At 70.1% G+C, this 23,112-nt stretch carries 14 protein-coding genes; 5 read left to right on the top strand and 9 right to left on the bottom strand.

Features of this window, described 5'->3' with window-relative positions:
• Nucleotides 1-67: 67 nt before the first annotated feature.
• Together ACVTJA_RS40765 and ACVTJA_RS40770 are read left to right on the top strand one after the other, a co-directional pair.
• Entirely contained in the window at nt 68-1,264 is a 1,197-nt protein-coding gene (locus ACVTJA_RS40765) for a peptidoglycan DD-metalloendopeptidase family protein (RefSeq protein ID WP_465828637.1), read from the top strand.
• 23 nt (nt 1,265-1,287) lie between these two features.
• Complete coding sequence (locus tag ACVTJA_RS40770) at nt 1,288-2,364, top strand: methyltransferase domain-containing protein (RefSeq protein ID WP_465828639.1); 1,077 nt, start codon at nt 1,288-1,290, stop codon at nt 2,362-2,364.
• 30 nt (nt 2,365-2,394) lie between these two features.
• Here the strand turns inward: ACVTJA_RS40770 and ACVTJA_RS40775 are convergent, their stop codons facing one another.
• Nucleotides 2,395-2,982 (bottom strand): TIGR02265 family protein, encoded by a 588-nt coding sequence (locus ACVTJA_RS40775; RefSeq protein ID WP_465828641.1) that lies wholly within the window; start codon nt 2,980-2,982, stop codon nt 2,395-2,397.
• Nucleotides 2,983-3,117: 135 nt separating this feature from the next.
• On the opposite strand from ACVTJA_RS40775, the gene ACVTJA_RS40780 reads away from it, so the two are divergent.
• The gene (locus ACVTJA_RS40780) at nt 3,118-5,634 is read left to right on the top strand and encodes a glycogen/starch/alpha-glucan phosphorylase (protein WP_465828643.1); all 2,517 of its coding nucleotides are present in this window, start codon (nt 3,118-3,120) and stop codon (nt 5,632-5,634) included.
• Between the two features lie 30 nt (nt 5,635-5,664).
• On the opposite strand, the gene ACVTJA_RS40785 is transcribed toward ACVTJA_RS40780, so the two are convergent.
• From ACVTJA_RS40785 to ACVTJA_RS40805, 5 genes are all read right to left on the bottom strand, one after another.
• Complete coding sequence (locus tag ACVTJA_RS40785) at nt 5,665-6,822, bottom strand: serine/threonine-protein kinase (protein WP_465828644.1); 1,158 nt, start codon at nt 6,820-6,822, stop codon at nt 5,665-5,667.
• A gap of 178 nt (nt 6,823-7,000) precedes the next feature.
• Nucleotides 7,001-8,935 (bottom strand): serine/threonine protein kinase, encoded by a 1,935-nt coding sequence (locus ACVTJA_RS40790; RefSeq protein ID WP_465828646.1) that lies wholly within the window; start codon nt 8,933-8,935, stop codon nt 7,001-7,003.
• Complete coding sequence (locus ACVTJA_RS40795; RefSeq protein WP_465828647.1) at nt 8,932-9,906, bottom strand: DUF2381 family protein; 975 nt, start codon at nt 9,904-9,906, stop codon at nt 8,932-8,934. The genes ACVTJA_RS40790 and ACVTJA_RS40795 overlap by 4 nt, the downstream gene beginning before the upstream one ends.
• A 110-nt stretch (nt 9,907-10,016) precedes the next feature.
• A complete protein-coding gene (locus tag ACVTJA_RS40800) occupies nt 10,017-10,223 on the bottom strand; it encodes a hypothetical protein (RefSeq protein ID WP_465828648.1) in 207 nt (68 codons plus the stop codon).
• 67 nt (nt 10,224-10,290) lie between these two features.
• Nucleotides 10,291-11,112 (bottom strand): hypothetical protein, encoded by an 822-nt coding sequence (locus ACVTJA_RS40805; protein ID WP_465828650.1) that lies wholly within the window; start codon nt 11,110-11,112, stop codon nt 10,291-10,293.
• A 427-nt stretch (nt 11,113-11,539) separates the two neighbouring features.
• Between ACVTJA_RS40805 and ACVTJA_RS40810 the strand changes: the two genes are divergently transcribed.
• Nucleotides 11,540-12,655 (top strand): esterase/lipase family protein, encoded by a 1,116-nt coding sequence (locus ACVTJA_RS40810; protein ID WP_465828652.1) that lies wholly within the window; start codon nt 11,540-11,542, stop codon nt 12,653-12,655.
• 23 nt (nt 12,656-12,678) lie between these two features.
• On the top strand, nt 12,679-13,749 hold the full coding sequence (locus ACVTJA_RS40815) for a hypothetical protein (protein ID WP_465828653.1): 1,071 nt from the start codon (nt 12,679-12,681) through the stop codon (nt 13,747-13,749).
• Between the two features lie 16 nt (nt 13,750-13,765).
• Here the strand turns inward: ACVTJA_RS40815 and ACVTJA_RS40820 are convergent, their stop codons facing one another.
• From ACVTJA_RS40820 to ACVTJA_RS40830, 3 genes are all read right to left on the bottom strand, one after another.
• Entirely contained in the window at nt 13,766-15,199 is a 1,434-nt protein-coding gene (locus ACVTJA_RS40820; RefSeq protein ID WP_465828655.1) for a sugar porter family MFS transporter, read from the bottom strand.
• A gap of 231 nt (nt 15,200-15,430) precedes the next feature.
• Nucleotides 15,431-17,386 (bottom strand): M3 family metallopeptidase, encoded by a 1,956-nt coding sequence (locus ACVTJA_RS40825; protein ID WP_465828657.1) that lies wholly within the window; start codon nt 17,384-17,386, stop codon nt 15,431-15,433.
• A 155-nt stretch (nt 17,387-17,541) separates the two neighbouring features.
• The gene (locus ACVTJA_RS40830) at nt 17,542-23,112 is read right to left on the bottom strand and encodes a lamin tail domain-containing protein (protein ID WP_465828659.1); all 5,571 of its coding nucleotides are present in this window, start codon (nt 23,110-23,112) and stop codon (nt 17,542-17,544) included.

Raw genomic sequence — 23,112 nt, forward strand, 5'->3', positions numbered from 1 at the left:
GCGCGGGAATTGTTGGGACGGCAGTTGGGCATGGGCGCGAGTGTCCACTACACTCGGCTTCCGCCCCATGCGAATCGCCCCCCTGCTCTGCCTGCTCGCCCTGCTGGCGGCCTCGGCCTCCGAAGCCGCCACCCGCTACGTCATCAAGAACCGCCGCATCGAGCCGCGACAGACGCTGGCCCAGGCACTGCACGACGCGCAGCTTCCGGACGCACAGGTGACGGCCGTCATCTCCGCGCTGGAGGGCGTGTTCGACTTCCGCAAGTCGCGCGTGGGGGACCAGTTCCGGCTCGTCATGCGCGAGGGCGAGCTGGACTTCTTCGACTACCGCCAGAGCTTGGTGGACGAGTGGCAGGTGCGCCGCGACGGCGAGAAGTACGTGGGCAGCAAGCGCTCCATCGAGGTGGAGAAGCAGGTGTCCGTCGTCACGCTGGACATCAACTCCTCGCTGTACGAGGCGGCGATTGAAGCGGGCGAGGACCCGGCCATCGGCATGGTGCTGGCGGACGTGTTCGCCTGGGACATCGACTTCTACCGCGACGTGCGCAAGGGCGACCGGGCGCGCGCGCTGGTGGAGAAGTTCGTCTCCAAGGGCCGCGTGCTGCGCTACGGCGAGGTGCTGGCGGCCACCTACGCGGGCGGCCTCGTGGGCAACAAGGAGGTCTTCCGCTACCTGCTGCCGGACGGCCAGCCCAACTTCTTCACCAAGGACGGCGCCAGCGCGAAGAAGACCTTCCTCAAGAGCCCCCTCAAGTACGCGCACGTCACCAGCAGGTTCGGCAGCCGCTTCCACCCGGTGCTCCAGTACATGAAGGCGCACAACGGCGTGGACTACGGCACGCCCATTGGCACGCCGGTGTGGGCGGTGGCGGACGGCACGGTGACGCAGGCGGGCAACGCGGGCGCCGCCGGCAACATGGTCGTCATCCGCCACGCCAATGGCTTCGAGACGCAGTACATGCACCTGTCGCGCTTCGGCGACGGCATCCGCGCCGGCGCGCGCATCCGCCAGAAGCAGGTGATTGCCTATTCCGGCAACACCGGCCGCTCCACCGGGCCGCACCTGCACTTCGGCCTCAAGCGCAACGGCGGCTACGTCAACCCGCTCAACCAGGTCTTCCCGCGCGCGGACCCGCTGCCCAAGTCGCTGCTGCCGGACTTCCTCGCCAAGGCCCATGAGCTCGCCGCGCAGATGGAGGCCGTGTCCGTGGCCGCCGTCGCCGGTCAGGCCCCCCACGCCCCCGTCGCCCCCACGCAGCCATAAGCCCTCTCACATAAAGGAGCCGTATGTCCTCCGTCGCCGAGTTCATCGCGCTGTCGGAGCAGCTCCACAATGAGCTCCTCGGGTTGGACGAGGAGCTCTCGCACGGCCTGCCGGCCCGGCTGTCGCGATTCCCCAGGGACCCGGAGCAACGCCGGGCCCTCCAGCGCGAGCAGGCGGAGGCCCTGCGACGCTACCTCCCGGTGCTCACCACCCGCCTGGACGCGGCCTACGCGCACCTGACGGAGCTGGACGCCGGCTTCTCCGAGGAGGAGCGCGAGGCCGCGCTGGAGCACCACCACGCGCGCGTGCAGCCCGTCTTCCTCCAGTGCCCCTTCATCCGCCGGGCCGCGGACAAGCCCCTGGGCTACCCCGGGGACTACCTGATGGTGGAGATGATCTTCAACGAGCAGGACGAGGGCGTCTCCACCTTCGCCCGCCTGCTGTCGAACTACGCGCTCCAGTGCGGCCCCGCGCGCGCGCACCGCGCCCGCCCGCCGTGGGTGCTCCAGCACCTGCGCCAGCACGAGCGCGAGGTGGGCCGGCCGCTGCGGGTCCTCTCCTTCGCCTGCGGGCCGGAGCACACGCTGCGCGAGTACGCCGCCGCCGGTGCCTCGGGCCACTTCACCCTCTGCGACTTCGACCCGGCGCCGCTGGAGCACTGCCGCCGCCAGTTCCAGGTGCTCACCCGCCGCTCCGGCCCGGGCGTCGCTCCGCCGCCCACGGTGGACTACGTCGAGGTGTCCACCTACCAGCTCCTGCGGCAGCGCGAGTTGCTGGAGCGGCTCCGCCACCCGGAAGGGCACGACGTGCTCGTGGTGGCCGGGCTCCTGGACTACCTCAAGGCCCCTGTCGCCGAGCGCTTCCTGGACATCCTCGCGCCGCTGGTGGCGCCCGGCGGCCGCGTGCTGCTGACCAACCTCCACGCGCGCAACCCGTGGCGCGCCTTCATGGAGTACGTGGGAGACTGGCGCGTGCTGCACCGCGAGCGGGGTGAGCTCCAGGTGCTCTGTGAAGGAAGCCCGGAGCGCGGGCTCTCCACGCTCGAGCTGACGAGCGACGCCTCGGACACGAACCTCTTCTGGGCCGGACGGCGGGGCTGAGGCCGGCCGCCCGGCGAGGACGCCACCTGACTACCACTGCAGCAGGAACTCCGAGTGGTCCAGCGCGCGGGAGGTCCCCTCCACCACGCTCTGCTGGCCGCCGCCCACGGCCACCAGCGCGGCCCTCAGGCTGCCCTCGTGGAAGCGCATGGGCTGCATGTCCCCGCGAAAGACAATCATCACCCGCCGGCCGTCCAGGGGCTCGCAGTCATGCGAGCCGTAGCTGACCAGCGTCTGGTAGACAGTGGACGTGCTGGCGAAGGCCCGCTTCGGGTCTCCCCGCCCCACCAGCTTGATGAGCGTGTTGCCCACGTGGGACTCGAAGAAGCCGCTCACGGTGGCCGCGCCACAGGCGCGGAAGGCATCATCCACGGAGGCGTGGAACGGCTCCAGCACGTCCACCGCCGCGTAGAGCAGGCGCAGGAAGTCAGCTGCAGGATAGGAGAAGAAGTCGATGGGCCTCTTCATCTTCACCAACTCCTGCAGCCGGGCCACGGCCTCGCTGCCCGCCTGCCGGGACACGAGGCCGAGGATGGAGTTGAAGATGAAGCCCCGCACGGTGTGTTCGGGACGCGTCAGCGCGATCCGCTGGGCGAGTTCGCTCTTGTCGCTGGGCATCGAGGAGGAATCTCCGTGCTGAGGCGTGCAGGCCCGCTGACCTTGCAGGCGTCTTCTAGCAGAGTCATGACGCAGCAGTGGAGCGATTGGCTCCAATCGCGATAAATGAAGGTCTTCCGGAGGACTTCCTACCCGATGGCTGAACCCTTGAAGGCGCAGACCCCTGTCACGCAGCCCCGTGCCGCGCAGGCGGGAACGAACGATGACAGCGGCCGCACGGGAAGCGACGCGACCAGCTTGCGCCGCTCCTTCCTGGACCATGTCCGCTACTCGCGTGGCAAGAACTACGAGACCTCCACCGCGCATGACCGCTTCATGGCGCTGTCGCTCGCGGTGAGAGACCGTCTCGCGGACCGCTGGGTGAAGACGGCGCGCACGTACTACGAGCAGGACGTGAAGCGCGCGTACTACCTGTCCGCCGAGTACCTGCTGGGTCGCGCGCTCGGCAACAACCTGCTGAGCCTGGGCATGCACGAGGCCGCGGCGGAGTCCATGCGCGAAGTGGGCGTGGACCTCACCAACCTGCTGGAGATGGAGCCCGACGCCGGCCTCGGCAACGGCGGCCTGGGGCGCCTGGCGGCGTGCTTCCTGGACTCGCTCGCCACGCTCTCCTACCCCGGCATGGGGTACGGCATCCGTTACGAGTTCGGCATCTTCACGCAGGACATCGTCGACGGCTACCAGGTGGAGCGCGCCGACGAGTGGCTCAAGTTCGGCAACCCGTGGGAAATCGTCCGGCCGGAGAAGGCCGTGCCGGTGCGATTCTTCGGGCGCGTGGAGCACCACCAGGGCCCAGACGGCCGGCCCGTGGCGCGCTGGGTGGGCGGCAAGACGGTGATTGGCGTTCCGTATGACACGCCCATCGCCGGCTACCACAACAACACCGTCAACACGCTGCGCCTGTGGCAGGCGCGCGCCTCGGAAGAGTTCGACCTGCTCTTGTTCAACGCGGGCGACTACGAGCGCTCGGTGGTGGAGAAGAACGACTCGGAGGTCATCTCCAAGGTCCTCTACCCCAACGACGCCTTCCAGGCCGGCAAGGAGCTGCGCCTCAAGCAGCAGTACTTCTTCGTCGCCTGCTCCATCGCGGACATCGTCCGGCGCTACCTGAAGAACCACTCCGACTTCAGGGAGTTCCCCAACAAGGCGGCCATCCAGCTCAATGACACGCATCCGGCCATCGGCGTGGCGGAGCTCATGCGCGTGCTGGTGGACGAGAAGCGCCTGCTCTGGGAAGAGGCGTGGGGGATTACGCAGGCGGTGTTCGGCTACACCAACCACACGCTGCTGGCCGAGGCGATGGAGAAGTGGCCGGCCACGCTCTTCGAGCGGCTGCTGCCGCGCCACCTGGAAATCATCTACGAAATCAACCAGCGCTTCCTGCGCCAGGTTCAAATCCGCTACCCGTACGACATGGAGAAGATGCGGCGGATGAGCCTCGTGGAGGAGGGCCCGGAGAAGAAGATCCGCATGGCCCACCTCGCGGTGGTGGGCAGCCACAGCGTCAACGGCGTGGCCGCGCTGCACACGGACCTGCTGCGCCGGGACGTGCTGCCGGACTTCGCCGCCATGTTCCCCGAGCGGTTCAACAACAAGACCAACGGCGTCACCCCGCGCCGCTGGCTGGCGTGGTGCAACCCGCGTCTGTCCAAGCTGATTACGTCGCGCATCGGCGATGGCTGGGCGACGGACCTGGACCAGCTCCGCAAGCTGGAGCCGCACGCGGAGGACCCGGCGTTCCGCAAGGCCTTCCGCGAGGTGAAGCGCGCCAACAAGGAGGACCTGTCGCAGCACATCCGGGATTTGCGCTGGGTGCAGCTCAATCCGGACGCCATCTTCGACGTGCAGATCAAGCGTCTGCACGAGTACAAGCGCCAGCTCCTCAACGCGGTGCACATCGTGGCGCTGTGGATGAAGGCCCGGCGAGACCCGTCCTCCATCATCCACCCGCGGGCGTTCATCTTCGGCGCCAAGGCGGCGCCGGGCTACCACCTGGCGAAGCTGACCATCCGCCTCATCAACGGCATCGCCGAGGTGGTGAACAGCGACGCGGGCACCACGGGCCTGCAGGTCGTGTTCGCGCCCAACTACCGGGTGAGCCTGGCCGAGCGCATCATCCCCGCGGCGGACGTGTCCGAGCAGATTTCCACGGCGGGCATGGAGGCCTCCGGCACCGGCAACATGAAGCTGATGCTCAACGGCGCGCTGACGCTGGGCACGCTGGACGGCGCCAACGTGGAGATTCGCGACGCGGTGGGCGACGAGAACTTCTTCCTCTTCGGCCTCACCGCCGACGAGGTCATCGCCCGCAAGCGCGAGGGCTACCGCCCGCGTGACGAGTACAACCGGCACCTGGAATTGCGCGAGGCGCTGGACCTCATCTCCTCGGGCTTCTTCTCGCCGGAGGACAAGAGCCTCTTCAAGCCGCTGGTGGACAGCCTCCTCGACGAGGACCGCTACTTCGTGCTCGCCGACTTCATGTCGTACATGGCGAAGCAGGAAGAGGTCGTCCGCGCGTACCAGGACACGGATGGCTGGGCGAAGAAGTGCATCATCAACGTCGCCCGCGGCGGCATCTTCTCCTCGGACCGCACCATCAAGCAGTACGCCGAGGAGATCTGGCGCATCCAGAAGACGCCCGTCGAGCTGTAGCCGTGAAGCCCGGGCCGGTGGCGTGTGCCGTCACGGCCCGGTGCTGACCTCGTCCGGGGCGAGCGCGTCGCGAAGCTCGCCTCCCAGCTCGGAGTCGACGAGCCTCCGCCCCGCCCCGGACAGGGCCCGCCGCACGGCCTCCGCCGCGTCGGCGTCCGTGCACGGGCCCTGCTCTTCGCGCAGCGCGCGCAGGTCGGCGGCCAGGGCCTCCGCCGTGGCATGGCGCTCCTCCGGGTCGCGCCGCAGCAGCCGGGCGAGGATGACTCTCAGCGGAGGCGACACTTGCGCCGCGAGGCGCTCGACGTCCTCGGGCTCGAAGGTAGCGGCCTGCAGGGCCACCTGGGGGTATGTGACGGGCGATAGCCCCGCGGCGGAGGCGGCTGTCAGTCCCTTCGCGATGCGCGCCCGCTCCTGCTTTCTGAGGCGCTTCCTCAGCTGGGTCTCCACCACGTCGGGGCGGTTGTAGAGGTTGCGGCCCGTGGCGAGCTCCAGCAGCACCGCGCCCAGCGAGAAGAGGTCCGCCCGCGCGTCCACGTCCTCCAGGAACAGGGCCTCCGGTGCGCAGAAGAAGAGCGCGCCGCGCGGAGGAGGCGCCGGAGCCTCCACGCGGCCCGGGAGCCGAACCCCGGCGAGGCCGAAGTCCATCACCTTCACCGCGCCGCCCGGCTCCACGTAGATGAGGCATGGGTGGAGATGGCAGTGGAGAAGGCCCAGCGGCGTGCCCCGCGCGTCCCGGCATGCGTGCGCGGCGGAGAGCGCCTCGGCCACCTGGAGCCCCACGTGCACGAGGAAGGACTCAGGGAAGGCGCGGCCCCGGGACAGGGCCACCGTCACGAGGTCGTCCACGGAGAGGCCGCGCACGTACTCCTGCTCCACGTACAGCGCGCCGGGCACGGCATGCAGTCCGTATACCCGCGCGATGGCCGGATGGCGCAGGAAGGTAGCCAGCCGGACCGATTCCTCCAGGCGCCGCCGCGCCCGCAGCTGTTCCGGCGAGGACGTGAGGTCCTCGGGGAATGACAGGCGCGTGAGCAGGCGCGGCTCGTCCGTCCCTGCCGAGGTTCGCCGCGCCAACAAGAGGTCCATCCCCTGCGCGTCCAGCCCCAGGTCCTTCACGAGCGAGTACGTCACACCGCCTTCGTGCAGGAGGACTTCACCCTCGCTCGCGGGCGCCTTCGGTCCGGCCATGACGTGCGGGCTCCTTTGCCGCCCTCACGGAGGGATTTCCGCGTCGGGACAGTCAGCAGGCTACCCATGGGGGCGGTAGGAACGGAACGACCTGGAACGTCCCGAGCATCTGCTTTTGCGTCCTCGCGCCGGGAGGCCCGTTCTGGCAAGAGGCTTTACATCAACAGTCGCTGGCGGCTCAGGGGAAGACGTCCACCACCTTGAAGACCGCGGCATGCCCGATGGCCGGGGCGTCCTCGGTTGATTGGGAATGTTTGGTACAGCCGTCCTCATCGCACAGCACGAGGCAGACGGGGTAGCGCCGCCCGTTGGGCAGTTCCAGCGCCGTGTAGCGGCCGATGACGGTCTCCCCCCTCGTCCACAGCCGCCCCTCGATGAGGGTACCGTCCGGAAGCGAGGAGCTTTCGAAGACCTCGCTGACGATGTCCCCGTCGCGCACGAACAGCGGGGTGCCGGGACGGCCGGGCTTGCCCGCGCGCACGTAGATGTCGACCTGCTGCCCCTCTTCGAGGCCGAGCTTCCTCATGGCCTCGAGCGCCCCGTCGGGGCAGGCAGTGCCGGGCGTGGGGCGCACCTGGGGGCCGGAGCAGGCCACGGCAGCGGCCGCGCCGCAGGCCAACGCGCCGCGCTTGAGGGTGGAGACGAGGCCCGGCGCACGAACGGGAGGGGCAGAGGGAGTGGGCATGGGTTGCTCCTGGGGCGGACGTGACGGAGGAGAAGCTGGGGCCTCCCCGGCGCCGGCAGAATGGGGGAGCCCGACAATGGGCGCCACTTTGGAGTCCGTCGCGTCCTCTCCCGAGGAGATTGCTGGGACCTTGTCGCGCTCCAGCACCAGCGCCCCCGCGAGCCCCACCGCCAGCAACAGGGCCACCTGCCCCCCACGCCGGGCCCTGCGTCCGCCGGATACCGCCGCCGGCTCTCCCGCCTCCACCGGCCGGGAGTCCTCGGGGAGCCCCTTCGCCCCGTCAAGCCCATGCTCCGCCACACTGGCTTCCCGCGTGGCCAGCGCCTGGGGGTGACGGCGCCGCAACCAGCGCTCCGCGGCCTTGTCCGCCAACAGGTCCGGCCGATGCATCCTGTCCCTGAGCAGGGCGGCCTCATGCCCGGGCGCCAGCGGCCCCCACACGCCGCCGTCGTCGGTGGTGCGAGAGCGGCTGCCGGGGCCGCCATACCACTCGAAGAGGGGCTCGTCCCACGCAACGCCCGCGTCCTCCAGCATCCGGCACAGCTCCGTGGCCAGCTCGACCATGCGCCCCAGACGCGCCTCCGGACGGGGCGTCAGCAACCGCATGACGAGGGCAGCCAGCGGCGGAGGCACGCGAGGGTTGAGGAGGACCAGCGGACGCGGCTCGAGCGTTTCCAGACCGTCTCCCAGCTCCACCCTTGCCACTTGAGGCGCGGGGTATTCGTCGGCCAGCAACCGGTAGAAGGTGACGCCCACCGCGTAGGCCTCGTCCGCCTCCGTATACGGGTAGCGCCCTCCCCCACCGCGCATCGCGCCCATGCGCCAGCGCAGGACCTGGGGGCTGTAGTACAGCGGCGTGCCCGGCGGCACGCGCGCGGTGCAGGTGAGGGCGGTGGCTTCAGGGTGCAGACCCGCGCCCCAGTCCAGCACCACCACGCGCCCATCCGGGCGCACCACCACGTTGCCGCCCTTGAAGTCGCGGTGCAGCACACCCAGCGCGTGCGCGGCCCCCAATGCCTCCGCGACCTGGAGCAGCAGGCCGGCCACCTGGCGCGCGGTTGGGTTGCGCAGCCAGGCCCAGCGGTACAGGCCCTCGCCGTACACGTACTCCAGCACCAGGTAGGGGTAGCCCGCTCCCCGTGCCTGCCACCGCCCCGCCTCCACCAGCCGCACGACGCCGGGGTGACGTACCCGCCGCAGCGCCTCTGCTTCCCGGCCGAAGCCCGCATCCTCTGGCACCTGCGCCAGCTTCAGCGCATGACAGGGGCCGGTGGGCACGCCCGCCTCTCGCACCGCGTACACGGTGCCGAAGCCTCCCTGGCCCACCTTCCGCACCACCCGCCAGCGCCCCACCTGCGTCCCCTCGGGCAGCGCCAGCGGCGACAGCACCTGCACGGACTCGTCCGCGCCATGCCCGGCTCCGTTCATGGCGCCTCCTTCACACCACGCGGTGGCCGGGGGACGGCCACCACCGGTGGCTGCAGCTCCAGCCGCTCCCACCGGACGCCTCGTCCACTCTCGTCCACCACCTCCAACCGAACCGCAGCGGCGGGAGCCCCGGGCGGCTCCTCCCACTGCACCGCCACCCACGCGCTTCCTCCGGGAGCCAGCCGCTCCGGCTCCATGAGGACAGGCACTCGCTGCGCCTCGCCCAGGGACTGACCACGTACATCAAACCGCACCAGCCGCGCCGGCCCCGCCACCCACGGCGCCCCACCGGAAGGGTTCTCCAGTCTCAGTCCGACCATGACGGTGTCCCCCGTGCGAAAGACGGTGGCAAACTTCTTCTGCGTGACCCCCAGCGCAACGGGCTCTGCTTCGAGACGGTAGGCCCTGACGCCCTTCTCGCGGTCCATCTCTCCGGACACGAAGAGACCGGCCAGCCCCGCGCGGGCACAGCGGGCGCGCAGCGGAGCCAGCCCGGCTTCCGTCGCCGCACAGAGCCCGCGCAGCTTCGTCAGCTCGGCGGCGAGCTGTGCTTCCGGCTCCACCGCGCGCCGCACCTCCACCTGCGTGTCCACCACGTCTGGCGCGGACGTCAGCGTGAATTCCACCTGCCGTGGGAGCCGGCCGTCCGCGAAGCGCACCGTGAGCCGCAAGGGCGCATCGGCGGGCAGTGCCACCGCGGGCCGGAGCACCAGGGAGCGCTCCGTGACTTCAGCGCGCTCGAAGGACTTGAGCGGCCGCAGGTCCACCTCCTCTCGCAGCAAGGGCATGCCGAAAAGCACCAGCGTCGCCGCCTCCGGCGCCACACGGAGCACGTACGAGGCCGGTCCTTCATCGCCCCGCAGGATGATGACCTGCTCCGCCTTCTGCCTCCCGCCCTCGCGAGGCTGCCCGGGGGCCGCCGCCCCCATGAGCACCAACCACGCCATCACCCACGAGACAGGTAGGGACATCCAGGCTCAACCTCCTGCGTCGGACGCTACCAGAGGCCGCTGACACGAGGGAGCCTTCCGTCCGCGGGGCCGTCACTGGCTCGCGTGACTGGCCCCGCCCACGCCTTCCTTCAGTGCAGGTCTTCGCCCATGGCTCGCAGGCTCAGGCCCGTGCAGCCCTCCGCCTTCAGCCGCTCCATCAGGTCCGAGCGGATGATGAGCCGGTCCGTCTGCTCTCCCAACCGGAAGAACTTCGCGTCCTCTGGAATGGCGTCCTGTCGCCCAGACTGGAGGCGGGCAGGTGGAGCACCGCCGACACACCCGACCGTGCTTCTCACACCTGGACACAGGCATGGCCCCACGTCGCCGCCCGGTGCGGCTCCATCCGGGCGACTCACCGTGTCTTCAATGCACCACAGGACCGCCCTCCCCGTCCGGACCATCAGGTCCCGGCGAGGCCATCACCCCCAGCTCAGTCGGCGGCCCCATCTCCGCGACTCCCTGCATCAGTCGCTCGCGCAGCGCGTCCGCCATCTGGAGCACGGGGCCGCTGAGCTCATCAGCCCGCAACTTCTCCCACTCGCCTTCGCGGACGCGCAGGCCCGCGGGCGTGAGCACGGTGACGCGGCCCCGCGAGCCGACGGGCGGCACGGACCTCGGGCTGCTCGCGGGGCGCGTCGCCTCCGCCAGCGGTCGGCACACGCTCAGGTCGCTGCGCATGTGGTCCACCACGGCGGGAGCGGGCTTCGTGAAGATTCGGAAGGCGCCCTTCGCGTCCAGCAGCCGCGCGTTACCGTCCCAGTACGCGGCCAGTATCTCCGGAGCCCCGTGGCGCGCATGCTCGACGACGAGCCCCAACACGCGCGTGGCGATGTCCGGCGCGGGTACCTCCCCCAGCTGACGCAGGAAGTTCCAGAACTGGAAGCAGGAGCGCGCATCGTGCCCCTCGTCGTCCATCAGTCGGCGCAGTTCCTCGACGGCTCGCGGGTGCTCTCTGCGCGCCACGAGCTCCGCCACACCCGCCAGACGCCTCCACAACGAGCTGACGCCCCCGCCAAGCGCCTCCTGCTCGCGCACGAAGCGCGCCACTCCGTCCAGCGGCTCGTCCGCGAACAGCAGCTCCCGCAGCGCCGCATGCTCATCCGGTGGCACGGCTGGCGTCGCGGCCCCAGCCTCCGCCACGCGCCGCTTCCACGGCCTCCACTTCAACCAGTGCTTCCAGTCCATCTCCCTCCCCGGCGCACGACATGGCGGGGCCACGCCGCGTGAGACTGTCGCACGCAGCCCCCGCGAAGAAGTGGGGAGAAATACCCATCTCGACGCAGCACGCCAAACACATTGCGCGTCGCGACACGTCGCGCCACAACTCCTGACGCGCCGCGCGATATCGCCTCCCGGTACGAGACACCTGTCTCCTGACGCGTCGCGCGATATCGCGCCCCGGTGCGAGACACCTGTCCCCTGACGCACAGCGCCACGCGATAACACGCCGCACTGTATTGACTGACAAATCAATCACGGGCACTAACACTCCGGGTGTTCTGTTCTCGCCACCCTGTTCAGGAAGGCGGGAATGCGTCTGGATATGTCTCACCGGACACATGCCGCCGCAGTGTGCGCAGTTGCTTCGTTTCCCCCGCACGAAGGAGCCCGTATGCAGCAGCAGCGTTCCCTGTTCCTGGCCGCGCTGGCCGTGGGACTTCTCGGTGTGTCCTCGCCGGCCTCGGCCGCCGCGGAGAAGACCACCTATCCCGTCGTCTTCGCCCATGGCCTGGGCGGCTTCGACAACATCCTCGGCTATGACTACTGGGGTGATGACTACGGCACCTTCGTCGGGGACCCGTGCAACGAGTTCCTCGAGGTGACCTGCAACGGCGACATCGACAGCGGGCAGCAGTCCTTCGTCGCCGCGGTGCAGCCGCTCCAGAGCTCGGACGTGCGCGGCCTGCAGCTGGCGGACGAAATCGAAGGCTACATGGCCACGAAGGGCGTCTCGTACGTCAGCCTCGTGGGCCACTCGCAGGGCGGTATCGACGCGCGCAAGGCCGCGCGCGTGCTGCGCGAGCGCAAGGGCCGCACGGTGGTGAAGGTGCTGCTGAGCATCTCCTCGCCGCACCGTGGCTCGCCGGTGGCCAAGTTCATCCTGGACCTGGGCCCCGGCGTCACCAGCGTCATCGACGCCCTCTTCCGCATCTACGGCAACGTCGTCTACGGGTCGGGCAATGACGGCTACGCGGCCACCAAGGCGCTCGTCTACAACGACTACGACGCCAACGACGGCAAGGTGACGGGCGCGAAGCAGTTCAACGTGAACTACCCCATCAGCAGCAACTACGCGTCCCACTACGCGTCGGTGCTGACGGCCCAGTCCGGCCTCAGCGTGAATCCCGCCCTGTACCTGCTGCGCGGCTTCTTCTTCGACATCGACGGCGACGGGTACTGCCTGGACGACTGTGAGAATGACGGCGCCGCCGGCAAGGGCGACGGCCTCAAGGCCGAGGACGATGACGACGGCCTGGTGGGCATCAACTCGCAGCAGATGGGCTACCGGCTCCGCTACACCGACCAACTGTTCGTGCTGAACAGCCTCAGCATCGACAGCGCGCTGGGCTACGTGTCCAACATCAACGCGCCCAGCTCGCTGCAGATGACGTCCTCGTCGTCCCTCATCAACCAGGACCACCTGGATGTGATTGGCCTGGGCGTGGACACCTTCGACGAGAAGGAGTTCTACGCGGCCGTCTTCAACTACATCGCGAAGAACGACTGACGCACACGGAAGGGAGGGGCCGGATGCGAACGCGGACGAAGATGATGCTGGGGGGTGTGGTGAGCGTGCTCTGCCTGCTCGCCGGCCTGTGGCTGACAGCCCCGGGCCAGGCAGCCGTGGGGCCGCCGCCGTCCCGCGCGGCATCACCGGGTGCCCGTCCGCAGGCGGCCCTCCCCTCCTCCGCGCCGGTGGCCACCACCGGCGCACCTTCCGCCTCCGCGCCCCAGGCCTCCGAGCCGGACGCGGACGTGGAGCTGGAACAGCTCGCGGCCTCCATGCGCGAGCGCTATGGCGCGCGGCTGGACGAGCCGTCCGTGCAGATGCGCATGTTGGAAGCGCTGATGCGCTACTTCCAGAAGCGCAGCCCGGACCGCTGGCGAGAGGAGCTGCTGGGCTTCCTGAAGAAGAACTTCCCCGAGCGGTACGAGGAGCTGGCCGCGCTGCTCCGCAACCGCGAGGACTACGAGAAGTGGGTGAAGGACAACGACGCGTACCTGCGCGGCCTGGGCGAGAAGGAGCGCCACGCCGCCATCTGGGACGCACGCAACCGCCTCTTCGGCAAGGACATCGCGGAGCACCTGTGGGCCGCGGAGCTGAAGAACCAGGCCGTGGCGGACACGCTGCACGCGCTGGATGCCATGGAGGGCGCCAGACTCACGGACAAGCTGTCCGCGTACAAGGAGCGGCTGAAGGAGATACACGGCGCGACGTCGGACGCGTACGTCGCCCGGCACCAGCAGGAGCTGATGAACCGCTTCCTGGACCTGTCCTCCATCCAGCGCGAGCTGACGGACATGACGCCCGCGGAGCGCTCGAAGAGCCTGCGCACCATCCGCCAGGAGATGGGGCTGAACGAGGAGGCGCTGCAGCGCTGGGACGTGCTGGACAGGACGCGCGACGGCCGCTGGGACGCGGGCGCGCGGTACATGGCGGAGCGCGCGGCGTTGGCGAAGGAGCTGTCCGGCGAGGAGCTGGAGGCGCGCCTCCTGGAGGTGCGCGCGCGCTACTTCGGCACCGAGGCGGACATCATCGCCCAGGAGGAGGCCAGCGGCTTCTTCCGCTTCGAGGCCCCGCGCGTCTGGGGACGCAACTGAGGCGCCGCCCCGCGCGTCAGGCGTCCTCCATGTGCTCCAGCTCGCGGCCCTTCGTCTCGCGAATCCGCGTGAGGGTGAAGTACAGGGAGAACGCGGCGGCCGCGGCGTAGAGGCCATACGCCCAGCCGAGCCCCGCGCGCGCGAGCACGGGGAACGTGGCGGTGACGATGAAGTTGGCCACCCACTGCGACATGGCCGCCAGCGACAGGGCCAGCGCGCGGATGCGGTTGGGGAATATCTCTCCCAGCAATACCCAGACGACGGGCCCCCACGAGAAGCCGAAGAAGACGACGTACAGGTTGGCGGCCACCAGCGCCGTCATTCCTCGCGCTCCCTGCAGCACCGGGTTGCCCAGCGCGTCCAGCGGGGCGGTGGTGAACATGAAGGCCAGCGTCCCGAGCGTGAGCGTCATCCCGAGCGAGCCCGCGAGGAGCAGCGGCTTGCGGCCGAGCCGGTCCACGAAGGCAATGGCGATGAGCGTGGTGAGGATGTTGGTGATGCTGGTGATGACGGTGATGAGCAGCGAGTCGTGCTCGGAGAAGCCCACCGCCTGCCAGAGCACGCTGGAGTAGTAGAAGATGACGTTGATGCCCACGAACTGCTGGAGCACCGCGAGGACGATGCCCACCCAGACCACGGGCAGCAGGCCGAAGCGGGGCCCCTTCAGGTCCGCGTGCTTCGGCGGCCGGTACTCGCGCAGCGACGCGCGCACCTCCACCAGCCGCAGGGGGGCCGCGGCGCCCAGCATGTCCCGCAGCACGTCCAGGGCTTCCCGCTCACGCCCCTTCGCCACGAGGTAGCGCGGGGACTCGGGGATGATGAGCGCGCCAATGCCATACGCCAGCGCGGGCGGCACACCCGTCCAGAACATCCACCGCCAGGCGGCGAAGTCGAACCAGAGGGGTTTGGCGGCCGCACCCGCGGCATGGCTGAGCGCGAAGTCCCCGAGCAGCGCCACGAAGATGCCGACCACGATGGCCATCTGCTGAAGCGAGCCGAGCCGTCCGCGCAGGTGGGCGGGCGCAATCTCCGCGATGTAGGCCGGTGCGACGACACTCGCGCCGCCCACGGCCACGCCGCCCACCAGGCGCCAGAGGCCCAGGTCCCACAACGAGAACGCGAAGCCCGAGCCGAGCGCGCTGACCGCGAAGAGGCCGGACGCCACCATCATGGTGCGCGTGCGGCCGAAGTGGTCCGCCAGCCGCCCGGCGTAGAAGGCCCCCACCGCTGAGCCGAGCAGCGCCGAGGAGACACACAAGCCCAGCGCCCAGCTGCTCGCGTCGAAGGTGCTCCGCAGCGCGCCGACGGTGCCGTTGATGACGGCCGTGTCGAAGCCGAACAGGAAGCCACCGAGCGCGGCCACCACCGTGATGAAGAAGACCCGCGTCGCGGATTCCCTGGGCGTGACTTCCGGCCGCCTGCCCACGGGGGCTTCCATCACCTCGGACATGCGTCGCGCCTCCCCTGGAAAGGGCGAGCCCCTCTCCCATCAGGATAGGTCTCGCGCGCGAGGCGGCACGCACGGGAAGCAGGCTCCCCGAGGGTGGGCCCGGGGGCAGGCATGCTCATCCGTCCGTCACCGCGCCCGGGAATGACCGAGGCAAGCGCCGCTCCGGGGGAGGAGCGGGCCAGGCGCCTGCCCCGCGGGAGGAGGCGCCCGGGAAGGGTCGGCTGCGCCCGCTCAGGCCGCCTTGTTGAGCCACTCCTCGTACGCGCGGAAGTCGTAGTCGCGTCCGAGGAAGGCGTGCACCAGCTTCGCGGCGTCGTCCGAGCCGCCCGGCTCCAGCACCTCGCGGCGGTAGGCCTGCGCGGGCGCGGGGTCCAACATGCCCTTGCGCTGGAACACGGTGAAGAGGTCCTTCGCGATGACCAGCGACCACATATACGTGTAGTAGTTGGACGAGTACCCGTCGAGGTGCCCGAAGGAGAGGTGGAAGTACGTGCCCTCCACATACGGGAAGGGCGTGTACTTCCCCTGCAGCTCGCGCACGAGCGCGGTGGCGTCCACGCTCTTCGGCTCGCGCCGGTACAGCTCCAGGCTGAGCGCGGCGTAGAACATCTGCTGGCGCACCCACAGCCCCTTGCCGAACTCGTCCGCGCGGCGCATGCGCGCGACGATGTCCGCGGGAATCGGCTCGCCCGTCTGGTAGTGCCGGGCGAAGGTCTGCAGGCACGCGGCGTCACGCGCCCACTCCTCCAGCATCTGCGACGGGGCCTCCACGAAGTCCCACTCCGTGCGCACGCCGGACACGCCCGCCCAGCGCGTGTGGCCGCCGAAGATGTGGTGCAGGAGGTGGCCGAACTCGTGGAAGAAGGTCTCCACGTCGCTGTGCTGGAGCAGCGCGGGCTCGGCGCCGGGCCGGGGGAAGTTGCACAGCAGCACGCCCTCCGGCAGGCGGAGTCCCGTCTTGCCGCTGGTGAGGGTGAACTGGGCCGCGTGCTTGTACTTGTCCTCGCGCGGGTGCATGTCCAGGTAGAAGCGCCCGCGCAGCGCCGCGCCCTCGTAGACGTCGTAGGCCTCCACGTCCGGGTGCCACACCGGCGCGTCCGGGACGTGACGGTAGGTGACGCCGAACAGGCGCGCCGTCAGGTTGAGCACGCCCTGCTTCACGCGCGTGTACTCGTAATACGGCCGCACCACCTGCGAGTCGAACGCGTACTGCTCGGCGCGGACGCGGTCCTCCAGGTACGCCTGGTCCCACGGGTCCACGCGCGGGGCGTCCGGCACCTCGCGGCGCTTGCGGGCCAGCAGCATGTCGTAGTCGCGCTTCATGCGCGCGCCGGAGGCGGCGGAAATCTTCTCGATGAAGTCCGCGGCGGACTGCTCGTCGCGAATCATCTTGTCCTCGGTGGAGTACGCCGCCCAGTTCCGGTAGCCGAGCAGCGTGGCCAGCTCGTGCCGCCGCGCCACCATGCGCTGGAGCACGTCCACGTTGGCGGGGTGGCCACGCAGGCGGAACAGGCGCCACATCTGCTCTCGCGCCTTCGCGTCCCTCGAGTACGTCATGAAGGGGACGATGTCCGGGTAGTCCGTGGTGATGCGCACCAGGCCGTCCGTGCCGGGCGGGTGGGCGCGCACGTAGTCGTCCGGCAGGCCTTCCAGCGCGGACGGGGGCAGCGCTTGCGTGCGGGTGTCCTGGCGGATGTTGCGGCTGAACTCCTGGCCGATGCGGACCAGCTCTTCTTGCAGTTCCTTCACCCGGGCGCGGGTGGGGGCATCGCGGTCCACGCCGGCGCGGCGGAACTCGCGCAGCACCTTCTCCATCCACTTGCGCGTGGGGCCGTCCTCCCTGGAGAGGTCCAGCGAGGCGAGCACGTCGTAGACGCCCCGGTCCATGCGGATGTCGTTGATGAGCGTCTCGAGCGCCTGCTCGGCCGCCTCACCGGCCTCGCGCATGGCGGCGTCCGGGTGGGCATGGCGGGCCACGGCGGCGCGCGAGCTGGCGTCGTCGAGCGCGGCCATCGCCTCGTCATAGAGCTCCAACACCTTCCGCGTGTCATACGGAGGGCGTAGCGCCTTGAGGCGGGCGATGCCGTCGCGGGCCGAGGCGATGGCCTCCTCGCCGGAGCGGCGGAACTCGGCCGGCGGGCAGGTGATGAGGCGAGCGGCGTCGGGGACGAGAGTCTCTGCGGGCACTGTCTGCTCCTGAACCTGGATTCAGATAAGTAGGGGCGGCAAGGGTAATGCGCATGCATGCCCGGGGCAGCAGCCTTCCGCGGCGGAAAAAGCAGGAGGCCGCCCCGGCGTGGGTGCCGGATGCGGCCTCCTGGACTTCTCAACGGTTCAGTGGACTACGGCAGCTCGGTCGCGCTCGTCGAGTTCTGCGGCTGGCGCACGGCGCGGGTGACGATGTTCAGCGAGTTGTTGTCCGTGTCGTAGCTGTTGCCACGGGCGGCATCGGCGCCGCCGACCGCCATGGTGGTCGAGGTCGAAGTGGACACCGCCTTGCGCTCGAGGCTGCCGCCCACGGCCGGATGGGCAGGAGCCGCCGCGCCCTCGGGGCTGTTGCCGGTGCCCCACGCCACCTTGTCCACCGCCACGTCCGACGGACTCGTGGTGAGCCCCGGGCCGATGCGCACGTGGCCACCCGCCGTGGTGGAGGAAGAGAGGTCGAAGGTGTACGACACATCCGCCGTCGTACCGCCGCCATTGAAGGTGGCGCCCGCGAGGAGGAAGTACCCCCGGGCCTTGATGACCTTGCCGGCGGGGATGGTGACGGTGCCGGTATAGGACGTGCCCGTGGCCGACTTGTACTGCACCAGCCAGCCGCCGATGTTCACGTCGCTGTTCGTCGGGTTGTGGAGCTCGATGAACTCGTCCGTCGAGGCGGTGCCGGTACCGTTGCCACCGCAGATTTCGCTGATGACGACGTGGTTGGTGATGGGTGTCGGAGGCGGAGCCACCACCGTCACCGTGCCGTACTGAGGCGTGCCCGTCACGACGCCGTTCTGGTCGCAGTACACCCAGGTGTCCGCGCCCGCCGGCCCCTTCGTGAAGCGGTAGCGGAAGCCGTACAGGTAGCTGCCCGCCGTGCCGATGTTCAGCGTGCCCACCATCTCGTCGTTGTTGGGCTCCGACGTCGCGGTGTAGCTCGCGTTGAACGGCGCGGGCACCCACGTCCAGTTCTGCGGAGCGCTGGCATCCGTGCCGTAGCCGAGCTCGGCGACGATGAACGGGAAGTTGTCGTTGCCGCTCTGGTTCCGGTTGGAGATCTGGGCGTCGTAGAAGCGGCTGTAGATGGTCTGTGGCGTGTTCACCAGGATGGGCGTGTCGATGGTCTTCGGGAACTGGATGGCGCAGTAGTCCACCGGCGGGTTGATGACCACGTCGCACGTCTCGTTGGGCAGCCCCGGCGTGCCATGGCCTCCCCCCGCCCCCGGCAGCTGCGCGATGGAGTCGCACCAGTACCAGAGGTGCTGGTGCGCCGGCGTCCCCACCACCACCGAGGACAGGTTCATGGAGGCGTTCCCCGTCTGCGGGAAGTTGAGCGTGTACACGAGGTCGTCCACCACGGTGCTGCCCATGCTCACCGTGAGGTGCCCCTTGCGGTCGAGAATGAAGTTGGAGGGCGTGGCGTAGTCCACGACGACTCCGCCATTGGAGAAGATGTCCGTGTCGTAGGCGATGACGAAGGAGTCCCCGCCGGCCACGACGCGCGGCTGGTCGTTCGGAGACTCCACGTTGAAGTTCCGCACGTTGCCGTCGCCGTCATCGTAGGTGACGGTCAGGTTGGTGAGGTCCAGCAGCCCGCTCGTCGTGTTGGTCAGCTCGAAGTACTCGGTGACGGGGAAGTCGGGCGAGTGCATCACCTCGCTGATGGCCAACTGTCCCGCGGCCGGCGCAGGCGCCGTGCCACAGGCGCCCTGGAAGCAGACCGCGTCCTGACCTTCGCAGACCGTGAGCCGGGCGGAGTTGTCGCACGCCGCCTGGCCGTTGGAGACGAAGCAGGTCGCGGTGAAGACGTAGACGCCCCGGCCGTCCTCGGCGCACTCCGAGGGCTGGGGCTGGCAGACCACGCCGCCGCACGGTCCGGGAACCTCGATGGAGGTCGTCACCAGCGAGCTGGCATTGCCCGCGCCGTCGAGGACGCGGAGGCCGAAGTACCAGGTCGTCGCCTGCGCGGGCGGGAGGCCCACGACCGCGGCCTCCTGGGCACCGGACGACTGAGGCGCGTTGGTGGAAACCAGAGTGGCGTCACCGAAGTTGCCCGCGGTGATGGGGCTGGTGCTGCGGCGCAGCTCGTAGCTCGCCGCCTGTCCGTCGCTGCCGTCGTCACCCGTGGCCAGCCAGGTCAGGCGAACGGTGTTGTTGTCCACCAGCGACGCGGAGAAGGTGGAGGCCGGCGCGGGGGCCTGGTCGTCGGTGATGACGACCTCCGCCTCCACCGCGGCGAAGCCCGAGTTCTCCGCCGTCACGGAGAGGCGGAAGGTGCCCTCCTGGTCCACGGAGAGGTTCGCGAAGGTGGCCACACCGTCCACCGGATTCACCGTCGGCGTACCACCCAGCGTGGCGCCCGCGGGGCCGATGAGCTGCACCGTCATCGCCGGCGAGGTGACGCGCGGCGTGTTGCCGAACGCGTCGTTCAGCGCCACGCGCAGCTGCGCGAGCGGCTGACGCACGGAGCCCGTCGTCGGCGCGTTGACGACCACCAGTCGCGTCGGCGCCCCCGCCTCCACCGTGACGTCGTCCACGCCCTCCACGGAGCGCGGAACGTCGCGGAACGTCGCCGACTGCGCACCCGCCGTCTCGAAGATGACGACGAACGCGTGCCGGCCGTTGTCCGCGGGGATGTACGCATAGGGCTCCGGCAGCACGGCCTTCGCATCCGTCGATGAGACGGTCACCGTGCCGGTGTAGTCCGTCTTCACGTTGTCGGCGCTGTCGTACGCGGTGACGGTGTAGATGACGCCCTGACCCGCGACCACCGGCCCAGGCGTGCGGTCCACGACGAGCCGCGCGAGCGCGCCCGGCGCCACGGTGATGGGCTCGCTGGCCTGCAGCGCCGCGGCCGCCACGTCGCGGACCACCAGGGTGATGTTGCCCACGGTGGCGAACGTCATGCCGAAGGTGTGCCGGCCCGCGTCTGTCTCGGTGAACGTGTAGTTCCCCGGCAGGCTGGCCCCGGTGCCCCCCTGCGCCTCGAACGTCACCGTCCCCCGGTAGCCCGAGGCCTGGTTCTCGTACGCGTCGAACAGCGTCACCGTCACGCTCACCGGCTCGTTCGCGAGCGGCGCGGTAGTGGACACCTGGAGCCTCAGATGGGCAGCGGCGGCCGGGGCCACGCGCGTGTTCGCCGTGACGCTCCGTCCCCCACCACCCTGCTCCGTCACGGTGACGGAACGCGCGCCCGCCGTGCGCAGCGTCACGGGGAACGTGTGCTGGCCGTTGTCACCCGGCGCGAAGAGGTAGTCCGCCGGAAGCACCGCCTGCGCGTCATTCGAAGAGAAGTGAACCGTGCCGGAGTAGCCCGTCACGATGTTGCCGAAGCGGTCCCTCGCGCTGAGGACGAGCGAGCTCGACGCGCCCGCCGTCACATCCTCCGCGAGCCCCGCCAGCTCCAGGTGGTCCGCCGCGTCGCTGCCAACCTCCACGTCCAGCGAGTCCGCGAGCTGCGCATTGCCCACGTCCGCCACCGTCACCCGACGGGGGCCCGCCGAGACGAGCACGACACCGTTGAAGACGTGGTGACCCGCGTCGGTGCCCGGAACGAAGGTGTAGTCCGCGGGGAGCTGCGCCTGCGCGTCGTCCGACGAGAAGTGCACCGTCCCGGCGTAGCCGGTGGCCACGTTGTCGAACGCGTCGTACACGGTGACCTCCAGGCTGCCCGCCACGCCCGCGGTGACGAGCGCCACGAGGCCGGTGAGCGCCACATGGTGCGCGCCGGCCGGGGAGATGGTGAACGCGTTGCTCTGCTTCGTCAGCGAGTTGGCGCTGGCGGACAGGTGGTACGTACCGGCCTTGTCCACGCGCAGGCCGGTGAAGGTGGCCACGCCGTTGACGGCGGACACCGTGGCCAGCTCCACGTTGGGGTTGCCCACCAGCGACAGCGTCACCGGCGCGGTGGAGGAGCTCGCGACGTCACCGTTGGCGTCCTGCAGTTCCACGACCACCTGCGCCAGCGGCTGGCCGGCGGTGCCATTGGCGGGCTGCGGGGTGAAGACGAGCTGCGCCACCGCCGGGTCCTGCGTCTGCACCATCAGGCTGCTGGAGCGCGCGCTGTTGCCGCGGTTGTCCGTCACGCGCAGCGCCACGTGATACGTCTGCCGGGGCGTGAGGTTCTGAATCGTCGCGGACTGGGGCTGGCCCGCCGCGGCCGGAGCGCCGACGCCGCCCACCGGAGTGGCCGCGTTGAACTCGGCGTCGGTGGTGATGGGGCTCACCGAGTAGCGCAGCTCCTGCGAGGTCGCCTGGCCCTGGTTGCCGTCGTCACCCACGGCGGTCCACGTCACGGTGACGCTGTCCGGCGTGGACGCGCCCGCGGCGAGCACCGGCGTCGCGGGGGCCACGTTGTCCCCCACCGCGATGGCCGCGCTGGTCGCGGACTGGAGCCCCTGGGCGGAGGCGACGAGCTGGAAGGAGCCCTCGTCGTCCAGGTGCAGGTTGGAGAAGGTGGCCACGCCGTCCACCGGCGTCGCCTCGAGGACGCCACCCAGCCCGGTGCCGCCCGCCGCCAGACTCATCGTCACCCGGGGCGCGCCGACGGCCGCGTTGTTTGCGAAGGCGTCCTGGAGGAGCACCACCACCGGGGACAGCGTCGCGCGCACGAAGACGCTGGCGGGCGCCTGCTGGATGGCGAGCGCGGCGACCTGCCCTGCCACCACGCCCACGTCCTGGCGGGACTTCAGCGCCGCGACGGCGCCGTCCTGGAAGTCCAAGTGCTGGTTGCCCGCGCGCTTCAGCACGATGCCCGCGAAGGTGAAGCGGCCCGCGTCCTGCGCGGTGAAGGGATGCGAGGCGGGCAGCGTGGCGGTGGCGTCCGAGGACGTCACGGCCAGCGTGCCGGTGTAGCCCGTGGCCACGTTGCCGAAGGCGTCCTTCACCGTCACCTGCGCGCTCTGCCCGGCGCCCGCGGTGGCCGTGGCCGGAAGGCCCGCGACTTCCAGCGAGGCGGCCGCGGCCGGAGCGACGGCGAAGGTGGGGCTGGTGGCGCCCTCCAGGCCGGCGGCCTCCACCTTCAACTGGAAGCCCGTGCCCGCCTTCTTCAGCACCGCCTCGGTGAAGCGCACCACGCCGTCCACCGCGTGCGCCTTCAGCGTGCCTTCGAGCGTCGCGTCACCCGGGCCCGCGGCCAGCGACAGCGTCACCTCGTCCGTGGCGCCCGCCACGGTGCGGCCCTTCCCGTCCTTCAGCGTCACCTCCAACGCTCCGATGGGCGCGCCGGCCGTGGCCGACAGCGCGGTGGCGGTGAAGGCCAGCCGCGTGGGGCGCTGCGCGATGAACTCGATGACCGGACGCGTGCCCAGCACCACCGCGCCGCCGTCGGCGTCCACGGAGGCCGTCACCGTCTTCGAACCCGCCTTGGAAGACACCACCGAGGCCGTGGCGCGGCCCTCCGCGTTCGTCTTCGCCGCCGGCTGCGTCACGGTGTTGCCGTCGCCGGACACCTCCACGCGCACCGTGCGCCCTTCCATGGGCGTGCCGTCCTTCTGCTTCACGGTGACGGTGATGGTGACGGCGTCCTCGCCGTCCGCCACCACCTGCGAGGCACGGCTCACCTCCACCCGGGAGACGGCGGCATCAGGCAGCGGCTTCGGGGTGGGGATTGGCTGTGGGTCGGACTCATCACCACAGCCCAGGGCTACACCCAGGCACAGCACGCTCAGCCCGAGCAGGCGGGCCAGCGAGGAAGACGGACGGGACAT

The sequence above is a fragment of the Pyxidicoccus sp. M6 genome, assembly GCF_055568925.1.

Excerpts from the sequence above, each read along its gene's own strand:
- ACVTJA_RS40765 (WP_465828637.1), top strand. The coding sequence starts at position 68 with ATGCGAATCGCCCCCCTGCTCTGCCTGCTCGCCCTGCTGGCGGCCTCG.
- ACVTJA_RS40770 (WP_465828639.1), top strand. The coding sequence starts at position 1,288 with ATGTCCTCCGTCGCCGAGTTCATCGCGCTGTCGGAGCAGCTCCACAAT.
- ACVTJA_RS40775 (WP_465828641.1), bottom strand. The coding sequence starts at position 2,982 with ATGCCCAGCGACAAGAGCGAACTCGCCCAGCGGATCGCGCTGACGCGT.
- ACVTJA_RS40780 (WP_465828643.1), top strand. The coding sequence starts at position 3,118 with ATGGCTGAACCCTTGAAGGCGCAGACCCCTGTCACGCAGCCCCGTGCC.
- ACVTJA_RS40785 (WP_465828644.1), bottom strand. The coding sequence starts at position 6,822 with ATGGCCGGACCGAAGGCGCCCGCGAGCGAGGGTGAAGTCCTCCTGCAC.
- ACVTJA_RS40790 (WP_465828646.1), bottom strand. The coding sequence starts at position 8,935 with ATGAACGGAGCCGGGCATGGCGCGGACGAGTCCGTGCAGGTGCTGTCG.
- ACVTJA_RS40795 (WP_465828647.1), bottom strand. The coding sequence starts at position 9,906 with ATGTCCCTACCTGTCTCGTGGGTGATGGCGTGGTTGGTGCTCATGGGG.
- ACVTJA_RS40805 (WP_465828650.1), bottom strand. The coding sequence starts at position 11,112 with ATGGACTGGAAGCACTGGTTGAAGTGGAGGCCGTGGAAGCGGCGCGTG.
- ACVTJA_RS40810 (WP_465828652.1), top strand. The coding sequence starts at position 11,540 with ATGCAGCAGCAGCGTTCCCTGTTCCTGGCCGCGCTGGCCGTGGGACTT.
- ACVTJA_RS40815 (WP_465828653.1), top strand. The coding sequence starts at position 12,679 with ATGCGAACGCGGACGAAGATGATGCTGGGGGGTGTGGTGAGCGTGCTC.
- ACVTJA_RS40820 (WP_465828655.1), bottom strand. The coding sequence starts at position 15,199 with ATGTCCGAGGTGATGGAAGCCCCCGTGGGCAGGCGGCCGGAAGTCACG.
- ACVTJA_RS40830 (WP_465828659.1), bottom strand. The coding sequence starts at position 23,112 with ATGTCCCGTCCGTCTTCCTCGCTGGCCCGCCTGCTCGGGCTGAGCGTG.